Source organism: Megamonas hypermegale, assembly GCF_900187035.1.
Lineage (GTDB): Bacteria > Bacillota > Negativicutes > Selenomonadales > Selenomonadaceae > Megamonas > Megamonas hypermegale.
The window spans coordinates 619,650-639,661 of the sequence record NZ_LT906446.1 but is presented as its reverse complement, the minus strand read 5'-3'; the positions used below and the strand labels follow the sequence as shown (position 1 = coordinate 639,661).

General features: G+C 34.0%; 15 protein-coding genes and 2 pseudogenes. 1 reads left to right on the top strand and 16 read right to left on the bottom strand.

The window, feature by feature from the left end; translation table 11 throughout:
- The first annotated feature begins 30 nt into the window (after positions 1-30).
- On the top strand, positions 31-1,671 hold the full coding sequence (gene hcp / locus CKV65_RS03025) for a hydroxylamine reductase (protein ID WP_027889659.1): 1,641 nt from the start codon (positions 31-33) through the stop codon (positions 1,669-1,671).
- Between the two features lie 65 nt (positions 1,672-1,736).
- On the opposite strand, the gene CKV65_RS03020 is transcribed toward hcp, so the two are convergent.
- From CKV65_RS03020 to smpB, 16 genes and pseudogenes are all read right to left on the bottom strand, one after another.
- Positions 1,737-2,249: a hypothetical protein gene (locus tag CKV65_RS03020; RefSeq protein WP_027889658.1), complete on the bottom strand. Its 513-nt coding sequence runs from the start codon at positions 2,247-2,249 to the stop codon at positions 1,737-1,739.
- Between the two features lie 207 nt (positions 2,250-2,456).
- A complete protein-coding gene (locus CKV65_RS03015; RefSeq protein WP_027889657.1) occupies positions 2,457-3,869 on the bottom strand; it encodes a glycoside-pentoside-hexuronide (GPH):cation symporter in 1,413 nt (470 codons plus the stop codon).
- 57 nt (positions 3,870-3,926) lie between these two features.
- Positions 3,927-4,526 (bottom strand): cytidylate kinase-like family protein, encoded by a 600-nt coding sequence (locus tag CKV65_RS03010; protein ID WP_027889656.1) that lies wholly within the window; start codon positions 4,524-4,526, stop codon positions 3,927-3,929.
- A gap of 355 nt (positions 4,527-4,881) precedes the next feature.
- Positions 4,882-6,294 carry a glycoside-pentoside-hexuronide (GPH):cation symporter gene (locus CKV65_RS03005; RefSeq protein WP_027889655.1) on the bottom strand — a complete coding sequence of 471 codons (1,413 nt, stop codon included), beginning with the start codon at positions 6,292-6,294 and terminating at the stop codon, positions 4,882-4,884.
- Positions 6,295-6,384: 90 nt separating this feature from the next.
- Complete coding sequence (locus CKV65_RS03000) at positions 6,385-6,987, bottom strand: cytidylate kinase-like family protein (RefSeq protein ID WP_197695401.1); 603 nt, start codon at positions 6,985-6,987, stop codon at positions 6,385-6,387.
- Positions 6,988-7,255: 268 nt separating this feature from the next.
- Positions 7,256-7,996, bottom strand: a complete 741-nt coding sequence (locus CKV65_RS02995; protein ID WP_027889653.1) for an ABC transporter permease — start codon at positions 7,994-7,996, stop codon at positions 7,256-7,258.
- The gene (locus CKV65_RS02990) at positions 7,986-8,726 is read right to left on the bottom strand and encodes an ABC transporter ATP-binding protein (RefSeq protein ID WP_027889652.1); all 741 of its coding nucleotides are present in this window, start codon (positions 8,724-8,726) and stop codon (positions 7,986-7,988) included. The genes CKV65_RS02995 and CKV65_RS02990 overlap by 11 nt, the downstream gene beginning before the upstream one ends.
- Positions 8,723-9,676, bottom strand: a complete 954-nt coding sequence (locus CKV65_RS02985) for an ABC transporter substrate-binding protein (protein ID WP_027889651.1) — start codon at positions 9,674-9,676, stop codon at positions 8,723-8,725. Before CKV65_RS02985 ends, CKV65_RS02990 begins: the two co-directional genes overlap by 4 nt.
- Positions 9,677-9,853: 177 nt before the next feature.
- Complete coding sequence (locus CKV65_RS02980; protein WP_036254447.1) at positions 9,854-11,230, bottom strand: S-layer homology domain-containing protein; 1,377 nt, start codon at positions 11,228-11,230, stop codon at positions 9,854-9,856.
- A gap of 339 nt (positions 11,231-11,569) precedes the next feature.
- Entirely contained in the window at positions 11,570-15,094 is a 3,525-nt protein-coding gene (gene nifJ, locus CKV65_RS02975; protein WP_027889649.1) for a pyruvate:ferredoxin (flavodoxin) oxidoreductase, read from the bottom strand.
- A gap of 411 nt (positions 15,095-15,505) precedes the next feature.
- Positions 15,506-16,723 (bottom strand): peptidase U32 family protein, encoded by a 1,218-nt coding sequence (locus tag CKV65_RS02970; RefSeq protein ID WP_027889648.1) that lies wholly within the window; start codon positions 16,721-16,723, stop codon positions 15,506-15,508.
- Positions 16,724-16,743: 20 nt separating this feature from the next.
- Positions 16,744-17,013 (bottom strand): annotated as a pseudogene (locus tag CKV65_RS02965) (O-methyltransferase); the annotation flags it as partial.
- Between the two features lie 111 nt (positions 17,014-17,124).
- Positions 17,125-17,553, bottom strand: a pseudogene (locus CKV65_RS02960) (RNA-guided endonuclease TnpB family protein); the annotation flags it as partial.
- Positions 17,554-18,062: 509 nt separating this feature from the next.
- Positions 18,063-18,458, bottom strand: coding sequence for an O-methyltransferase (locus CKV65_RS02955; RefSeq protein ID WP_051177665.1), 396 nt, complete (start codon positions 18,456-18,458; stop codon positions 18,063-18,065).
- A 20-nt stretch (positions 18,459-18,478) separates the two neighbouring features.
- Entirely contained in the window at positions 18,479-19,513 is a 1,035-nt protein-coding gene (mltG, locus tag CKV65_RS02950) for an endolytic transglycosylase MltG (RefSeq protein WP_027890908.1), read from the bottom strand.
- Positions 19,514-19,534: 21 nt separating this feature from the next.
- The gene (smpB, locus tag CKV65_RS02945; protein WP_027890907.1) at positions 19,535-20,008 is read right to left on the bottom strand and encodes an SsrA-binding protein SmpB; all 474 of its coding nucleotides are present in this window, start codon (positions 20,006-20,008) and stop codon (positions 19,535-19,537) included.
- Between the last annotated feature and the right edge of the window lie 4 nt (positions 20,009-20,012).

Genomic DNA, 20,012 nt, shown 5'->3' with positions numbered 1-20,012 from the left:
AATTAAAAAAACTAATTGGAGAGATTATATATGGAAAATAAAATGTTTTGCTTTCAATGCCAAGAAACTGCTGGTTGCCGTGGTTGCACTCGTGTCGGCGTATGCGGTAAATCCGCCACTACAGCAACATTACAAGATTTATTAATTTATTCTACAAAAGGTCTTTGTGAAATAACAACTCTGCTTCGCGCTGAAAATAAACCTATTGCCCGCAAAATAAATCAATTCATCTGTGAAAATCTTTTCACTACTATTACAAACGCTAACTTCAATGATGAAATCATCACTGAACGCATCACTAAAACACTTGCTTATAAACAAGAATTATTACAAGAATTAAATGACACAACAAAATTATCTCCGATTGCCCTTTGGACAACTGATGATACATCATCTTATCTTGCAAAAGGCGCTCAAGTCGGCGTTTTATCCACTGAAAACGAAGACATTCGCAGCTTGCGCGAATTAATCACTTACGGCTTAAAAGGCATGGCAGCTTATAATAAACATGCTAATGCTCTTGATACTTTTGATGACGAAATTGATACTTTCCTTCAAGCAACACTTGCTAAAATCACTGATGATAATTTAGGTGCAGAAGAATTAACTGCGCTTGCACTCAAAACTGGTGAATACGGCGTAAAAGTAATGGCTCTGCTCGATAAAGCTAATACTTCTCACTATGGACAACCAGAAATCACAAAAGTTGATATCGGTGTTCGCAATAATCCTGCAATCCTCATATCCGGTCATGACCTCAGAGATTTAGAAATGTTACTTGAACAAACTCAAGGAACTGGTGTTGATGTATACACTCATAGCGAAATGCTTCCAGCTCACTATTATCCATTCTTTAAAAAATATCCTAATTTTGCAGGAAATTATGGTAATGCTTGGTGGAAACAAAAAGAAGAATTTGCTTCTTTCAATGGCCCAATACTTTTAACTACAAATTGCCTTGTTCCACCAAAAGATGAATATAAAGATAGAATTTATACAACAGGTGTTGTCGGCTTTGCTGGTTGCAAACACATTCCTGGTGAACTCGGTGAAGAAAAAGACTTCACACCAATTATCGAACACGCTAAACGCTGTGCTCCACCAACACAGATTGAAACAGGCTCTATTGTCGGCGGTTTTGCTCACAATCAAGTTTTAGCACTCGCTGATAAAGTAATCGAAGCTGTAAAATCTGGTGCTATTAAAAAATTCGTTGTAATGGCTGGATGTGATGGTCGTCAAATGGCTAGAAATTATTACACAGATTTTGCTAAAGCATTACCAAAAGATGCCGTTATCTTAACAGCTGGTTGTGCTAAATACAAATATAATAAATTAAACTTAGGCGATATCAACGGTATTCCGCGTGTTTTAGATGCTGGACAATGCAACGATAGTTATTCACTAGCTGTCATTGCTTTAAAATTGAAAGAAGTATTCGGTCTTGATGATGTAAATGATTTACCTATCATCTACAATATCGCTTGGTATGAGCAAAAAGCTGTAATCGTACTCTTAGCATTATTACATCTCGGTGTAAAAAATATCCATCTCGGTCCAACTCTTCCAGCTTTCCTTTCTCCAAATGTAGCTAATGTCCTTGTAAATAATTTCGGCATTGCTGGCATCGACACTGTAGAAAACGATATTAAGAAATTCTTTCAAAACTAAATAATCATATAAAAAAAGGATTTATTGCCAAAAACAATAAATCCTTTTTCTTTAATTAAAAACAGTTAATTAAATTCAATCTGTAATTTACATTCAATATCTTTGTGTTCTTCTTTAAACCATGTATTCATCATATTAATCATCGCAATGAAACAAGAAGAAGAAATATCTTCAATGATATTTTGAGATTCTTTAGAGCGTCCGCCCACGTACTCTAAAGAAATACTTTGAGAATTATCTTCATCCGCACCTTTATATAAGGTATTGATTACTCCATTTAATGTAGCTTCATTGATAACTTCATAATCACTTAAATCATTATTGCATAAAATAGTTGTCAAATTAAAGAAGCCTTTTTCACGGTCATTAATCGGAATAGCAAAATATCTATTTTCATACTTCTTATTGTATGGAGCATCAGAAGTGTTTTCATTGTCTCTTGCTTCGTATTTACCTATTAAATACATATTGTCTGTAGATTTTTCTGCATTTGTTGCTATCTTTACTAACTCTTGAAAAGCTATTCTAAAAGTATTTTCTCTAAAGCCTTTTTTATTAATATAAAGATATACTCTCATTTACTACTAGACCTCTTTTCTCTTAAATTTTATATTACTAATAATACCATTATATTAATAAAACGTCTATTTAAATGAATATTCAATGAAAATTTAATTTTTAAATAATAAGCAATAATTTAGAGCAATAAAAGAGGACACTCTTATAAAAAGAATGTCCTTTTCACAAAATATTATTTTATTTTAAGAAGATGTTTGGTGAGTTAATTATTTATTATCTTTACCCCAAGTACGTTCAAGTTCTTTAACGATTTCAGCATGTTTTTCTTCCGTTAATTTAACTTTAGCTTTGTAAATGAATGTTGCTATGATAAGTAAAACAAATGGAATTGCGAACATGATTAATTGGAAGTTAAGTAAGTTTTCAGGAGTAATGCTTGCTGCTGTTACTTTGTTACCAGACATACCAACCCAAACAGCTGTGAAACCTACGATAGCAGATGTAATAGCACCGCCTAATTTATCAATTAAAGGACGTACGCAAAGTACGAGTGCTTCGTCACGATGACCAAGTTTTAATTGACCATATTCAACAGTATCTGTGATTGTCATTAATACAACAAGGAAGATAAGTGGCTGTGGTAAAGCAAATAAACCAGCACCAAGTAATGTTAAATATACATTTTGACCTGCAAAATAGTAGATTACGATAGCAATTAACATAATTGCAATAGAATAGAAGAATAATTTACGTCTACTGAATTTTTTAGTTAATGATGGGAATAAAGCAACTGCCATCAAACCAATGATAACGTTGATTACACCTAAGAAAGAGAATTGAGAAGAATCACCTAATACATAGATGAAGTAATAAAGGTTGAAGTTATTGATAAGGTTCTGACCTAAACCAAAGATAAGGTATGCAAATGCAATCCATAAGAGCTGGTCATTTTTCATTAATACAGAGAAAACTTGACTAAAAGATGTATCTGTTTTGTTTTCACGAAGAGCAGAAGCATGTTCTTTTGTACCAATACCGAGGATAATTGCACCAGCTGTTGCGATTAAACCACCGATTGCAGCAAATGCGAACCAACCTGTAGCATCACCGGCACCACCGTTGCTGTTTTTAGAGAATGCTAAAACAATTGGAATAACGATGATAGTTACGAGCTGACCACCAAATACAGAACCAATACGAGCATAAGTAGCTGTGATTTCACGTTCACGGGAATCAAAGGAAAGTGCTGGTATCATAGACCAAATAGCAACGTCTTTTGCTGAGTAGAATACGTCCATAATTATATATAAGATAGCGAAAACAACTAAGTACATTACAGGACTTGTTTCAGCCAAACCGCCAATATCTGTGAATAAGATAGCTAATGTAACTGCAGCGATAACTGCACCAGAAAGAACCCATGGTTTAAATTTGCCCCATCTTGTTTTTGTTTTATCGATAGTGTTACCGATAAATGGGTCGATGAAAAGTTCTGCAACACGGATAACAAGGATAACCGTTGTTACAAGACCAATCATATACTCGTTGTAACTTGTATTTTCTGTATTAAACAGATTACTTGTTACGAAAATCATGAAATAAGTACCAATCATTGCATAGAAGAAGTCATGCCCAAAGGTACCACACGCATATGCCACACGTGATAAAAATTTTGACATATAAAGCCCTCCCATTATATTATTAAATTTTTAATGATTACGCTTTTTTATAAATATTTATTTAACGGTATTTATATATTCAATGATAGCATCAGCTATTTTATCTAAAGGTTCATTACTAGTGTTTACTACTAAATCATAATTTACAGGGTCTCCCCATTTTTTACCAGTATAATAGTTATAATATCTAGCTCTCTTGTCATCTTCCTGATTTAATTCTTTTAAAGTTTTGCCATCATAAACATCTTTACCTCTTTGTTCTCTATATGCATCATTAGCACAAACAAATATAGAAAAATGATTTGGCTCATCTTCAAGTACATAATCAGCAGAACGACCTAAAATAACGCAAGGACCATCTTCAGCAAGTTTTCTAATTACACCTGCTTCGGCAATAAACATACCACGGCTAGATTCACCTGCATGATTACCGAAAGAATGGAATGGTACATAAGTAAGTGTCATTGGCTGAACGGTATTTTCTAATTCTTTTAAATCTTCTTCGCTCAAATCATCAATACCAAGTTTAGCAGCCGCAAGGTGAATAATTTGTTTATCGTACAAATTAACGTTCAATTTTTTAGCTAAAATTGTTGCTAATTCACGTCCACCACAGCCATACTGACGACTAACCGTTATTACGACATTCTTATTCATAAAAATCCCCTACCTTTAAAAAATAATATAAATCAACATAAAAAACACAAAAGATGAATTTGTTCGTTTTTTATGAAAATTTAACATTCATTGAAAACGTTTACCCTTGTTCATTCAAGTTATATTATATTATTTTCTGAAAAAAATGCAACAGGTAAATGTTGTAAAATTTTGATATTATGTTGTTTATTTTAGTATTTTTTTATAAAATATTTTTTTCAAATTAGCAAGTATTAAAAAAAAATTCTAATAATATTTTTAATATCAATACAAAAATCCCTGTCATCAAATTATGATAACAGGGATTATCTATTCCATTATTAAAAATTCATTATTATATATTATAAACTATTAATTATTTATTATCTTTGCCCCAAGTACGTTCGAGTTCTCTAACGATTTCAGCATGTTTTTCTTCCGTTAATTTAACTTTCGTTTTGTAGATTAAAGTTGCTACGATTAAGAATACGATAGGAGTTGCAAACATAATCATTTCAAAAGTGAATTTATTAGCATCTGTGATGGAATCTGCTGTAGCACCGCCAGACATACCAACCCAAACAGCTGTAAATCCTACGATAGCACTTGTAACAGCACCAGATAATTTATTAATCAATGGTCTTATGGAGAGAATAAGACTTTCATCACGGTGACCAATTTTAAGCTGACCATATTCAACAGTATCAGTAATTGTCATCAATACAACAAGAAATACGAGTGGCTGTGGGAGGTTGAATAAACCTGCAGCGATTAAGCACATAACTGTATTTTGACCTGCAAAGGCATAAATAACGAGTGCGATTACCATGATTGCAATGGAAGCGACGAATAATTTACGTCTTTTGAAGTTTTTAGTTAATGTTGGGAATAAAGCAACAGCAAGTAAACCGATAATAACGTTAATAACACCTAAAGAGGATAATACAGTGGAGTCACCTAAAATATAAGTAAAGTAGTACATTTGGAAAGCATTTACTAAGTCCTGACCAAAGCAGAAGATAAGGAATGTAATAGCAATCCACATTAACTGGTCATTTTTACCTAAGATAGAGAATACTTCTTTGAAAGATGTTTCTTTTTTGTTCTGACGAAGTGCAGAAGCATGTTCTTTAGTACCGAGACCGAGGATAATAGCACCAAGAATAGAGATACCGCCGCCGATTACAGCAAATGCTAACCAACCTTGTGCATCACCAACACCACCATTTTTATTAGCAGAGAAGAATAATACAATTGGAATAACCATTACTGTAACGAGTTGAGCACCAAATACAGAACCGATACGAGCAAAAGTTGCTGTAATTTCACGTTCACGGGAATCAAAGGACATTGCAGGAACCATAGACCAAATAGCAACGTCTTTTGCTGAGTAGAATACGTCCATAACGATATATAAAATAGCAAAAACTATTAAATATAACATTGGAGAAGAAGTTAATCCACCCATATCTGTGAACAAAATAATCAAGGAAATTGCTGCAATTAAACCACCAACGATAACCCATGGTTTAAATCTTCCCCATCTAGTATTTGTTTTATCAATAGTATTACCAATGAATGGGTCAATGAAAAGTTCTGCAATACGGATTACTAAGATAACTGTCATAATAGTAGCAATCATATATTCATCATGAGCTTTATCGCCTGAATTGAATAAGTTACTAGTTATGAACATGATAAAATACGTGTTTACCATCATGAAGAATATATCATGACCAAATGTACCACACGCATATGATATACGTGACAAAAGTTTATTGCCTGACATAAAAATCCTCCTAATAAAAATACATCAAAATAAATATACAATAAATACAAAATACAATAAAATAAATATAAATATTTGAAATTATTAAAATTATTTTTTAATAGTTTTTATATAATTGATGATAGCATCTGCTATTTCATCTAAAGAACCGCTACTTGTATTTACAACTAAATCATAATTAGCTGGGTCGCCCCATTTTTTGCCAGTATAATAGTTGTAATATCTAGCTCTTTTATCATTTTCTTGATTTAATTCTTTTAACGTTTTTCCTTCGTAAACGATTTTGCCTCTTTTTTCTCTGTATTCATCACTAGCACAAACGAATATAGAAAAATGATTTGGTTCATCTTCAAGTACATAATCAGCAGAACGACCTAAGATAACGCATGGGCCATCATTTGCTAATCTTCTAATAACACCTGCTTCGGCAATAAACATACCACGGCTAGATTCACCTGCATGATTACCGAAAGAATGGAATGGTACATAAGTAAGTGTCATTGGTTCAACAGTATTTTCTAATTCTTTTAGTTCCTCTTCACTTAAATCGTTGATACCAAGTTTAGCTGCAGCAAGATGAATAATCTGTTTGTCGTATAATTTTACATTTAGCTTTTTAGCTAAAATAGTTGCTAATTCACGACCACCGCAACCATACTGTCTGCTGACAGTGATTACAACATTTTCCATAATAATCCCTCACTTTTAATATAATAATGAAAATCTACAATGAATAGAAGATATATAAAAAATAAATTTATTCGTTTTTTTTGAAAATTTAATCTGAAAACGTTTACATATCTTCTCAACATAGTTAAATTATAATACATCTTTAGTATAAATGCAACATAAATTTTTAAAAAATATATTAAATTTACAAATAACTCAAATTTCATCTAAATATCAAAAAAAGACCGGACAGCCTAATAACTGTCCGGACAAATAATATTTTGATTTGTTTTTATCTGTTCCATTTGCAAAAATAGCGTTCGCATAAATCTAAAATACCAAATAAACACAAACCCATTAAACTTAAAACTATTATTCCCGCATACATATCTAAATAATTAACACGTAGCCAAGCATCCATAATAAAATATCCCATACCGTATTTTGTACCGAATGTTTCGGTAAAAAATAAAACAGATATTGCTGTTCCCATAGCTACACGCAAAGCTGTAATAAAATTTGGCAAAACAGCTGGCCAAAGAATTTTACAAAAAATATCTTTAAATGAAGCACCTAACGTATATAAAGGATAAAACATCTCTTTTGGTATAGAACTTATGCCATCGCGTAGTGCCACAAGTACTTGAAAAATAACGATTAAAAATATCATTAATATTTTAGGCAATTCACCGATGCCACATAATAACATTAAAATTGGCAAAAGTGCAATCTTAGGGATTGGATATGTCAAATATACAAGTGGTGCTAAAATTGTATCTACTTTTTTCGTATATCCCATCAAAATTCCAATAGGTACACCGATTAGTACCGCTAATAATACACCAGCTACAATGCGCCAAAAACTATAAAAAGCATGTATCGCTATTGTATCACTGAAGATATCTATTAACCTTTCTATCGCCAAATACGGTGATGGAATAATCGGCAAATGAACTATAAGAGATATCACATACCATAAAGCGAGCAGAAAAACTATTGCAGGTATATAAAAATAAATAGATTTATGCTTCATTTTCTCTACCTGCCTTTTTCAAATAAATTCTGAGTTGTTTACTGAGCTGTACAAATTCTTCTCTATCGCGGAAATTTTTATCAGCAAATAATGGATTATCGATTATTTTATAAACCTTCCCTGGTGTAGCAGTCATAACCACTATTTTTTGCCCTAAATACAACGCTTCTTCTACATAATGCGTCACAAGCACAGTCGTAACATTTTGTTGTTGCCAAAGATTAATAAATACATCTTGCATTTCTTCGCGCGTTATAGCATCAAGTGCAGAAAACGGTTCATCCATCAAAAGCAAATCAGCTTTTAATGCAAAAGCTCTTGCAAGACTAACTCTTTGCTGTTGACCGCCACTTAATTCTTTAGGATAACGATTTAATAATTTATTTAATCCTAAACTGTCGATTAAATCCATTGGTATTTGCGAATTATTTTTATGCTTTATATTTAAGCCAAGCATGATATTATCTTTAACTTTAAGCCATGGCAAAAGCCCATAATTTTGCGGTATAAAACCAATCGTCTGCTTTTTCGGGCTCGGCTTCATGCCATTTATAAATACCTTGCCTTCATAATCATGATTAATACCCGCTAAGATATTGAGCAGTGTCGATTTACCACAGCCCGAAGGCCCAATCACTGCGCAGACTGAGCCCTCTGCCATTTGTAAATTAATATCTTCTAATATATTTAGATTGTCGTATTTTACAAAAAGATTATCTATCTGTATCATTTGCTTAAAATATCACTAACCATATCATCATAACTATAAGTTTCTTTTACTAAACCTTTTTGATTGAGCCATTGTATAGATTTTTCCCATGCATCTTTACTAGGAAGAGCTGCTTCATGATATTTTGGCATAGTCAAAGCATCTTTTGTTGCCGGTGGAAGTCCTGCTTTTTCAATGACTAAATCCATGTATTCTTCTTGTGGTGTATTATTCAAATATTCAACAGCTTTATTATAAGCTCTGTACATCGCTTTTATTTCTTCCGATTTATTTTGCAAACTATCATTTGTAAATACCATTACACCTGGATTAATCTGCATTTCTTCAGAAGAATTAATTAAATGACAACCATTTTTTATAGCAATACTGCCCATAGGTTCAGGAAGTACAGCTGCATCTAATTTACCATTTTGTAACATTTCCAATCTCGTTGGAATTTGTGGAATAACTGTTTTATTTATATCAGCTTCAGTCATCTGATTTTGCATGAGCATTTGGTCCAAAACAAATTCTATAATCGTATTTTTGGATACAGAAATATTTTGACCTTTCATATCTTTAATGGACTGTACATTATTTGCTGTACCCGCAACTAAACAATAATTGCCATCTGTCATAGAAGTCATCTTCACATCAAAACCGCCATCTTTAGCAAATCCCGCTGCTAACATATCAGATACACCGCCATCTAAATTGCCACTTTGCAGTGCGCTATCTCGGTCCATAGCACTTTTAAAATGTTGAAGTTCTACATTTACACCTTCTTCTTTAAAGAAGCCTTTTTCTTCTGCAATAATAAATGGAATAGAATCAATATCTGGCATCAATCCTATTTTTAATGTTGTGTCACTTGCATTTTTACTATTATCTGCACTTTGTTGTGTATCTGAAGTGCAACCTGTAACAGCTAACAAGCCTAAACAAATAATTAAAACTAATAATTTTTTCAAGAAACTCCTTCCTTTCTATAAAAAGTTAACTATTTAATCACTTCATATATCATAACAAAAATAAATGATTATATGCAAATAAAAAAAAGCAGATGTTAATCGTATAATATAACATCTGCGAATAAGATTATTGTATTTATTATTTATTTTGAATAGAGGACTTTATTATTTTACAAATTAGAAATAGAATTCCATTTGTGCACGGAATATATCCGCATCTTGAATACCTTCATTAGTAGTAGCATTTACTTGTTTACCATTAATGTAGAATACTTCAATTGTTGTATTTTCAATTGGCACATAGTCAAATCCAAGTGTCCAGCCTTTAATATTTTCTGTATAATCGACTGTGGCATCAATTGTGGATAATGCACCAACATTACGATAGTTTGCAAAGATAGCGAAGGAACCTGGGTCAGTTATATCATGTTTTTTATAACGTAATTCACTAAACCAACCGTCATTTTTAACTTCACTACCTACACTATCATAGATACCATCTCTATCAGATTTAGAGTAAGCAGCCATCCAAGTGAGATTATCAGCTACAGTTGTATTAAAACCAACTTCCCATAAATCAGCACCATCATCACTGAATTTATTTACATCACTTTCATAAACAGTGAGATTATCTAAATGACCATAAGTAACACCCATAGCTGTTACTGGGCTGAAGTTATATTTCAATCTTGCTGATGTATATTCTCCAGCTTCACCTGGTGCACCGAGTTTAATACCAAAGTTATCATTTACAGTGCCATCTTCAAAGTTCTTTACACCAGATGCTGCAAAGGATGTACCAGCCATATTTCTACCATGTTTTAAACGACCATAAGTTAAAGCACCGGATAAACCTTCATTTGGGTCACCCCAAGTCAATTCAGCACCGGAAATTTCCGTATCAATAATACGTCCATAGGAAGAGAATTCACCATAACGGCCTGCTTTAAGCGTACCGCCGAATAACGGGCCTTCCACATAAACTTTATTTACCTGATGGTCATTACCGCCGTAAGCTGTAATACTGCCAGTTTCATTATTGAATTCCGTTTCAATCTGACCAATGGCCGTCCAATCGTCATTTACTTTACCTTTAATCCAATATTCAATATGAGAATGGCTGGCGGTATCATCATTATTTGCTTTTGTATTTGTGGCATTTATGCCGCCATCGTCATAACGAAGACGCGCCGTACCAGAAAACTGCACATTATCGCTCTTCTTTTCAAGGTCGGCCACACGGACACCGAGATTGTCGAGTTCTTCAGCAAATTCAGCTGCTAATTTATCTACAAGAGCTTTATCTGCTTTTTCCATATCTGTTTTCGCCATTGCACGTGCTACAATTTGAGCCATTTCATAACGAGTCATTGTTTTTTGTCCCTGATATGTACCATCAGGATAACCATCAATTACACCATCAGCAGCAAGTGTAGATACTGCATCATATGCCCAGCTATCAGCTGGAACATCACTAAATGGGTTATTTGCTGCTGCTGCAATACCAGTGCTCATTACAAGAGCTACTGCTGATAATCCTAATATTTTTTTCATAATCTTCCCTCTTATTTTTAATTATACATTCCTTATCGCTCATTATTACTCATTTTGTAAACGCTTACTTATATTTAAATTTTTTCTTCTTTTTTATATATATTTATACTTATTTATTAGAGCTTTTATAAAACATGTTTTATCTGCATATTATTATATATTACAGAAGCTATAATATCATTATGTAAATGTTGTTATAATTTGTTATAATGTTGTTCTTTATGACACAAATTCAATTATTCATTACTTTAAAAAAATTCACGACTATAAAAAAATAGATATTTAGACAAAAAAAGACTGACATAAAAATGTCAGTCTTTTAGATTTACAACTATAATATTATTTACCTGCTAATTTTTTATAACCTTCAAGACGTTCTTTAGCATCTTTTTCAGTCTTAGCAAATAATTCTTCAGCAATTTCAGGGAATGCACGTTTCAAGGAAGTATAACGAACTTCACCTTGTAAGAATTCCTGGAAGTTGCCTGTTGGTTCTTTAGAATCTAAGCTGAATGGGTTTTTATCTGTGCCACGAAGTTCTGGATTGTAACGATAAGTTGCCCAGTAACCGCATTCAACAGCACGTTTTGTTTCGTTTTGGCTCTTGCCCATACCTGCACGTAAACCATGATTAATGCATGGAGCATATGCAATGATAAGAGAAGGTCCTTTATAATTTTCAGCTTCAACGATAGCTTTTAAAGTTTGGTTTTTATCATAGCCCATAGCAATTTGAGCAACATATACATAACCATAGCTCATAGCCATCATGCCGATATCTTTTTTCTTTGTACGCTTACCAGCTGCGGCAAATTGTGCAATAGCTGCTGCTGGAGTGGATTTAGAAGCCTGACCGCCAGTATTGGAGTAAACTTCTGTATCAAGGATTAATACGTTAACATCTTCGCCGGAAGCAAGTACATGGTCAAGACCGCCATAACCGATATCATAACCCCAACCATCGCCGCCGATAATCCATTGGGAACGTTTTACAAAGAAATCTTTTTTATCATAGATTTCATTTAAGAGGTCATTATCGCCTTTTTCTGCTTCTAAGAGTGCAGTTAATTTCTCAGCACGTTCACGGCTACCTTCACCTTCATTGATGTTTTCTTTCCAATCAACAAGAGCAGCTTTGAGTTCATCGCTACCAAAACCAGCTTCAAGAACTGCATCAACTTTAGAAGCAAGTGCTTCACGAACAGCTTTAGTACCAAGGAACATACCTAAACCATATTCAGCATTATCTTCAAATAAGGAGTTTGCCCAAGCTGGACCTTGTCCTTTATGGTTTTTAGTGTATGGCATAGATGGTGCAGAACCACCCCAAATAGAGGAGCATCCTGTTGCATTAGCAACCATCATGCGGTCACCGAAGAGCTGAGTAACGAGTTTAACATATGGAGTTTCACCGCAACCTGCGCATGCACCGGAGAATTCTAAGAGAGGTTTTTCAAACTGGCTACCTTTGAGAGTAGTTTTCTTCATAGGATTTTTCTTTGGTGCAACTTTTGTTGCATCTACTGCATAATCGAATTCAGGCTGTTTTGCAAGCTGAGTTCCAATAGGTTTCATTGTGAGAGCAGAACCTTTTGGAGCTGGACAGATATCAGCACAGTTACCGCAACCTTCGCAGTCTTTAGCGGAGATAGTGATAGCGAACTGAAGTCCTTTTGCACCAAGAGCTGGTTTTGTCTTCATACCTTCTGGAGCGTTAGCAACTTCTTCTTCTGTCATGAGTACAGGACGAATTGCAGCGTGTGGGCAAACGAAAGAGCATTGGTTACACTGGATACATTTATCGATATCCCATTCTGGTACATTGATAGCAATGCCACGTTTTTCATAAGCAGCAGTACCTACAGGGAATGTACCGTCTTCTCTGCCACGGAATGCACTTACTGGAAGTTCGTCGCCTTCTTGACGGTTCATTGGTTCTTGAACGTTTCTGATGAAATCTGGTGCATTATCTTCTTTAACAGCTTCATCTACAGCATCTTTCCAAGAAGCAGGAACTTCAACTTTATGAAGTGCTTCAATACCTTTATCGATAGCGCCATTGTTCATATCAACGATGTGTTGACCTTTTTTACCATAAGAAGTAACAACAGCGTCTTTTAAGTATCCAACAGCTTCATCAATTGGAATGATATTAGCGAGTTTAAAGAATGCAGACTGCATAACCATGTTAAAACGACCACCAAGACCAAGTTCTTGCGCAATTTTAACAGCGTTTACAGTGTAGAAATTAATATTGTTAGCTGCAATATAACGTTTCATATATGCAGGTAAATTTTTATCTAATTCTTCATCGCTCCAAAGCGTGTTTAAAAGGAATGTACCATTTTGTTTTAAGCCAGCAAGTAAATTGTATTTATCTACATAAGATTGCTGTGAACAAGAAATGAAGTTTGCTTTGTTGATGAGATATGGGGAACGAATTGGTTTTTTACCAAAACGTAAGTGAGACATTGTTATACCGCCAGATTTTTTGGAGTCATATGCAAAATATGCCTGTGCATACATATCTGTTTTATCACCGATAATCTTAACGGCACTTTTATTTGCACCTACTGTACCATCAGAACCGAGGCCCCAGAATTTGCAAGCTGTTGTTCCTTCTGGAGTAAGGTCAATATCTTCATGATATTCTGGTAAAGATGTATTAGTAACATCATCTTTAATACCGATAGTAAAGCCATTTTGTGGGCATTCTTTAGTGAGTTCATTATAAACAGCGAAAATCTGGTCAGGTGTAACATCTTTACCACCTAAGCCATAACGGCCACCGATGATAACTGGTCTTATATCACTGTTATAAAGTGCAGACTGAATTTCTAAGTATAATGGGTCACCGATAGAGCCTGCTTCTTTTGTACGATCTAAAACAGCGATTTTCTTAACAGATTTTGGAAGAGCTCTCATAAAATGTTTAATAGAGAACGGTCTGTATAAATGAATAGAAAGTACGCCAACTTTTTCGCCTTTAGCATTTAAATAATCAGCTACTTCACTTGCTGTATCACAAATAGAACCCATAGCGATAATTACACGTTCAGCATTAGGGTCACCATAATAATTGAATAACTGATAATTACGGCCAGTTACTTTATTAATCTGTTCCATTGCTTCTTCTACCATTTGAGGTACAGCTGCATAATATGGATTGCTAGCTTCTTGTCCTTGGAAATAGATATCTGGATTTTGGCTAGTACCACGAATTACAGGATGGTCTGGATTTAAAGCATTATGACGGAATTTATTAACAGCTTCCCAATCAAGCATTTTGCCTAAATCTTCATAATCCAAAACTTCGATTTTTTGAATTTCATGAGAAGTTCTGAAACCATCAAAGAAGTTTACGAAAGGAACGCGACTTTTAATAGCAACAAGATGAGCTACAGCACTTAAATCCATAACTTCTTGAACACTTGCTTCTGCGAGCATAGCACAGCCTGTCTGACGAACAGCCATAACATCGCGATGGTCTCCAAATATATTAAGGGAGGAAGTAGCAAGCGCACGTGCACTTACATGGAATACGCCTGGCAATAATTCACCAGCAATTTTATACATATTCGGAATCATCAATAAGAGACCTTGTGATGCTGTATAAGTAGTAGTCAAAGCACCAGCTTGTAAAGAACCGTGCACTGTTCCAGCAGCACCTGCTTCGGACTGCATTTCAACAACACGTACTTTTTGGCCAAAAAGATTTTTTTTGCCTTTTGCAGCCATTTCATCTACAGCTTCTGCCATAGGTGAAGAAGGAGTGATAGGGTAAATTGCAGCTACATCAGTGAACGCATAGGACACGTATGCAGCGGCAGTATTACCGTCCATAGTTTTCATGTGTTTGCTCATTAAGGATAAGCTCCCTTCTATAAATATATACCCAAAATAGGTAAGTTAAACTATAATGTAAATTTATGATACAACTTTTTTCAATATTTTTCAACTATATTTAATTATTTTTTAGCATTTTTCATAAATCTTACACTATGAAACAAATTATCAATCATAATATCATGGTATTTACATTGGAAATAATCATTTTTCCATTATATAAAGCATAAATATTTTTAATCGAAAAAAGTATACTTAATACAATATATTTGTTTGTTTATTTAACCAATTTTAGATTTTATAATTATTGATAAAAATAATTTCATTTTATAAGTATTACCTATTAAATTCTATTAAATAATAAGTCTATTTCACTCAAATAAAAGCTCTTGCCAAATAAATCTTTCATTATTGACAAGAGCTTTTTTACTAACAATCTCTACGTAAAATTGTATACGGTACAACAGGCTTATCCATTTTCATAGTGATAATCTGCTGTGGATGAGGTGCAACTTCAATTGATATACCTTCATCATTAAACATTTCTGTAATAGTTTGCTTGAACAGCGGTGCATTCGGTTGGAAAAATTCTATTTCTTGTCCAACTGTTAAATGATTACGCTGCTGAATAGTAGCAATCTGTGTTTTTTCATCATAAGATAATACAAGTCCAACAAAGTCTGATGTGTGTTCGTATGAAGTTGTATTATAAATCTGGTCATCACTAGATGTCTTATGGTAAGAAAAACCACTTGTATATTCGCGATGGGATACTTTATTTAATTCTTCTATCCATTCATCTTTTATAGTGAAAGCTTCTGGTTTTTCAAAATAGCTATCAATAGCATGGCGATAAGCGCTAACTACACTAGCTACATAATGAATGGATTTCATGCGACCTTCAATTTTCAAGCTATCGACACCGCATTCAATTATGTCTTTTAAATATGGAAGTAAACATAAATCTTTAGAATTGAAAAAATACGTTCCATTTTCATCTTCTGTCACTGGAAAATATTGACCAGGACGTTTTTCTTCTGTTAAATTGTATTTCCAACGGCAAGGCTGTGTGCAAGCACCTCTATTGGAGTCTCTACCTGTTAAATAGTTGCTGATAAGGCAACGACCAGAATAAGATATACACATAGCACCATGCACAAACATTTCCAATTCAACATTTGTCTTTTCGCGAATTTCACGAATTTCAGCGAAAGAAAGTTCTCTCGCCAAAACAACGCGCTGTGCTCCTAAATCCTGCCATGCTTTTACTGCCATCCAATTAGTATTGTTTGCCTGTGTACTGATATGAACTTCTAAGCCTGGTACTTCATTTTTAATTAAAGTGAATAAACCAATATCAGATACCAAAACAGCATCTACATTCATTTCTTTTAATTCTTTTAAATACGGTAAAGCACTATTTATATCGCTATTGTGCGGAAAAATATTAACTGTTACATAGACTTTTTTGCCACGTTCATGAGCAAATTTTATGCCTTCAAGCATTTCTTCCTGTGTAAAATTACCGCCATAAGCGCGCAAACCAAATTTTTTTCCACCAAGGTAAACAGCATCAGCCCCATATAAAATCGCCATTTTTAATTTTTCTAGATTTCCAGCTGGTGCTAATAATTCAGGTTTTCTCAACAAAAATCCTCCTATATCAATTAATCATTGTAAACTCTCTGCGAAACAGCTAAGCCATCACCATTTTCATAGATTGTCGTCAAAAACTTATCTTTGTCTTCTATTATTTGCAAGTATTCTCTAAGTCTTTTTACAATCGTCTTATAACGACGAGGGGGCTTTTCTGTACTCAATACATAGCCTCGAAACAATACATTATCTGATATAATAACGCCGTCTTTCGTCAAATGTGGCAATACTTTTTGCAGATAATCTAAATACTGTCCCTTAGCTGCATCAATAAATACCATCTGAACCTCCCACGACTAAAGTCGCAGGGTTCTCGGTCAAGTATTCTAACGAATACAGTATCTCCGAGCTATCCCCATAGTTCCTACGGTTCTTGTATATGTTATTCAAGATTAAGCTATGTTTAATATTCTTAATCCTTCATCTCTAATATTTATAGCTACATTTACATCTCTATCGTGATGTGTTTTACATTCAGGACAGTTCCACTCTCTAACATTTAAATCTTTTACTTCAATATTTTTATACCCACAAATATGACATAATTGGCTTGAAGGATAAAATTTATCTATTTTGACAATAACCCTGCCAAACCATTTGGCTTTATATGTTAGTTGTCTCATAAACTCTGACCAACTGACATCAGCTATATTTCTTGCTAATTTATGATTTTTCATCATGTTTTCAACTTGCAAATCTTCAAGACAGATTACATCGTAGTTTCTGATAAGTTGACATGTCACTTGATGTAGTAAATTGCGTCTTTGATTGGCAATTCTATCATGCAATTTAGCTACTTTTACTCTAGCCTTTTCCCAATTTGAATTACTTCCATACTATCATCTAATATAATCATGACATATGTATAGCAATATAGCAAGTGTTTATATATTAACTGCCTATTTTAAATAACGTATACAAGAACTGTAGGTTCTGCTTTAGTCGTATTATGAGGTCTCGTTCATATAGAAACGCTACTTTCTATACAGTTCTCTTATGAACTTCCGTTACTTTCGTAACGGCACAGACTATATCTTATCCCTCAGCTTTACCTGTTAGAGTCTGTCCACTTCCTCAGTCAATAGCTTACTGAGTACTTCCCTCAAGAGGAATAGTCGTTGAACGTTCTCCTATTCGGAGCTTCGCTGCTGATTGTCCATTTTTCAACACTTAGGATTTAACCTTATGCTATATATCTGATTTTTTCTGCTTTCGCCACATTCACGTTTAACTTTATTTCATGTTTACGTTGTAGTTCAGATATCTTTAGGGCTTTCCAGCAATTCAAACAGTATTGGATAGATCTTAGTCTATCTCTACGTACATATTTCTATATACGCTGACTATTTTGTTCGCCTAACTCATGATTAAAATCACAAGTGTGAGGCTCACAATAATCAAAGATTTCTTCTTTGTCAAGTGATAACAGATTTTCACCTGCATCACCGATGACGATTTCGATATCATCTTTATACGGTGATTTATCAATAAAAGATTGAGCGATTTCTGCTCTTTCAGTTGACAACTCTAATGTCTTTATTTTTATGCCTTCACCGCAATTTGCCATGAGCAGTGCAGAATAACCAATGGCTGTACCGATTTCTAAAATACGCTTTGGCTTGTATTTAGCAATAATATCTTTAAATATCTTTCGCTCTGCTTCTTTAATAATCGGCACATGGTTTAATTCTGCAAACTCTTCCATTTCCTTAAATAAATAATCCAAATTTCTTACCTACCCAAATATTACTCACCATAAACTTCTTTTATCGTCTGCAAATGCTCGTCATACGTTGCGCTATAGTGATTATGTCCTTCACTATCTGCAACAAAATATAAATAATCTGTATCAGCTGGATTGAGCACTGCATTTATTGAATCAAGCCCTGGATTTCCAATAGGGCCAGGTGTTAAACCTGTATGTTGATATGTGTTATATGGTGAATCAATTTTTGTATCTTCTATAGTGAATTCTTCTTTATGCTCATCTAAAGCATATTGTATTGTAGCATCTGATTGCAACATCATGCCATCAGCTAAACGCTTAAAAAATACATTAGCAATTATCGGTCTATCTTCAGCAAATTTAGCTTCTTTTTCTACAAGAGAAGCCATAGTTATCAATTCAAACACAGACAAATTTTCTTCTTTAGCCTTTTCGCGCATCTGTGCATTGACTCTGCGGTCAAAATTATCAGCCATGATTTGCATGATTTGCTTTGCTGTATAGCCTCTATCAAAATCATACGTATCCGGGAATAAAAACCCTTCTGCTGCGTAATTTATATCAGGTTTATCTAATGCTTCTTTCATATAATCATACGGCGCAAAATCTTTTGCCACATTGCAAAAATCTTCCTTATTTACTAAGCCTTCTTTTTCCATGAGTGTTGCAATATCTTCAACTGTATACCCTTCTGGAATTGTAACTCGTACGACTGCATTTTGCGGACCAGATACTAAATTTTGCAATACAACACCAACACGCATATCGGATTTAAAATAATATATGCCTTCTTTAAAATCTGCTTCATAACCGCCAACTTTTGCCAATATACGAAAACCTGTACTACTGTTTATAACGCCTTTATCTTTTAAAGTTTCCGCAATCTCTGCAGTCGTCATTCCCGAAGATATCTCTACTGAAATATTATCGCCTTGACCTTTGCTTGTTCCCATGCCAAACAAGGCAAAAAATATTATGCAGATAATAATTAAAGCTACGATTGCACTGCCGATATATCGTTGTTTTTTTGAAAGTGATGCAAATTTTTCCCACATATAAAATTCTTCACCGCTCTCTTAATATCTTTGTCGTTCTTTTAATGCTCTTTCTACATCTCGTTTTGCTGCTTTTTCAGCTAAAGCCTGTCGTTTATCATAATTTTTCTTACCAGTAGCAAGCCCCAATTCAAGTTTAGCTCTACCTTTTGAAAAATATACTTTAAGCGGTACAAGTGTATAGCCTTTTTCTTTTACTTTACTAGAAAGTTTTACGATTTCCACTTTATGCATCAATAATTTTCTCGCACGAATTGGGTCATGATTGAAAATATTTCCCTGTTCATATGGGCTTATATGCATATTGTCTAGAAATATCTCATTATTTTTTATACGCGCAAAACTATCTTTTAAATTTGCTTTGCCTGCACGAAGTGATTTTACCTCTGTTCCTACGAGCACAATACCTGCTTCATACGTTTCATGGATAAAATAATCATGACGTGCTTTGCGATTTTCACATACGATTTTTATATTCGCATTCTTCTTTCCCATTTAT

Bases quoted from the DNA above. Each gene is read 5' to 3' on its own strand.
- hcp (WP_027889659.1), top strand. From the start codon at position 31: ATGGAAAATAAAATGTTTTGCTTTCAATGCCAAGAAACTGCTGGTTGC.
- CKV65_RS03020 (WP_027889658.1), bottom strand. From the start codon at position 2,249: ATGAGAGTATATCTTTATATTAATAAAAAAGGCTTTAGAGAAAATACT.
- CKV65_RS03015 (WP_027889657.1), bottom strand. From the start codon at position 3,869: ATGTCAAAATTTTTATCACGTGTGGCATATGCGTGTGGTACCTTTGGG.
- CKV65_RS03010 (WP_027889656.1), bottom strand. From the start codon at position 4,526: ATGAATAAGAATGTCGTAATAACGGTTAGTCGTCAGTATGGCTGTGGT.
- CKV65_RS03005 (WP_027889655.1), bottom strand. From the start codon at position 6,294: ATGTCAGGCAATAAACTTTTGTCACGTATATCATATGCGTGTGGTACA.
- CKV65_RS02995 (WP_027889653.1), bottom strand. From the start codon at position 7,996: ATGAAGCATAAATCTATTTATTTTTATATACCTGCAATAGTTTTTCTG.
- CKV65_RS02990 (WP_027889652.1), bottom strand. From the start codon at position 8,726: ATGATACAGATAGATAATCTTTTTGTAAAATACGACAATCTAAATATA.
- CKV65_RS02980 (WP_036254447.1), bottom strand. From the start codon at position 11,230: ATGAAAAAAATATTAGGATTATCAGCAGTAGCTCTTGTAATGAGCACT.
- nifJ (WP_027889649.1), bottom strand. From the start codon at position 15,094: ATGAGCAAACACATGAAAACTATGGACGGTAATACTGCCGCTGCATAC.
- mltG (WP_027890908.1), bottom strand. From the start codon at position 19,513: ATGTGGGAAAAATTTGCATCACTTTCAAAAAAACAACGATATATCGGC.
- smpB (WP_027890907.1), bottom strand. From the start codon at position 20,008: ATGGGAAAGAAGAATGCGAATATAAAAATCGTATGTGAAAATCGCAAA.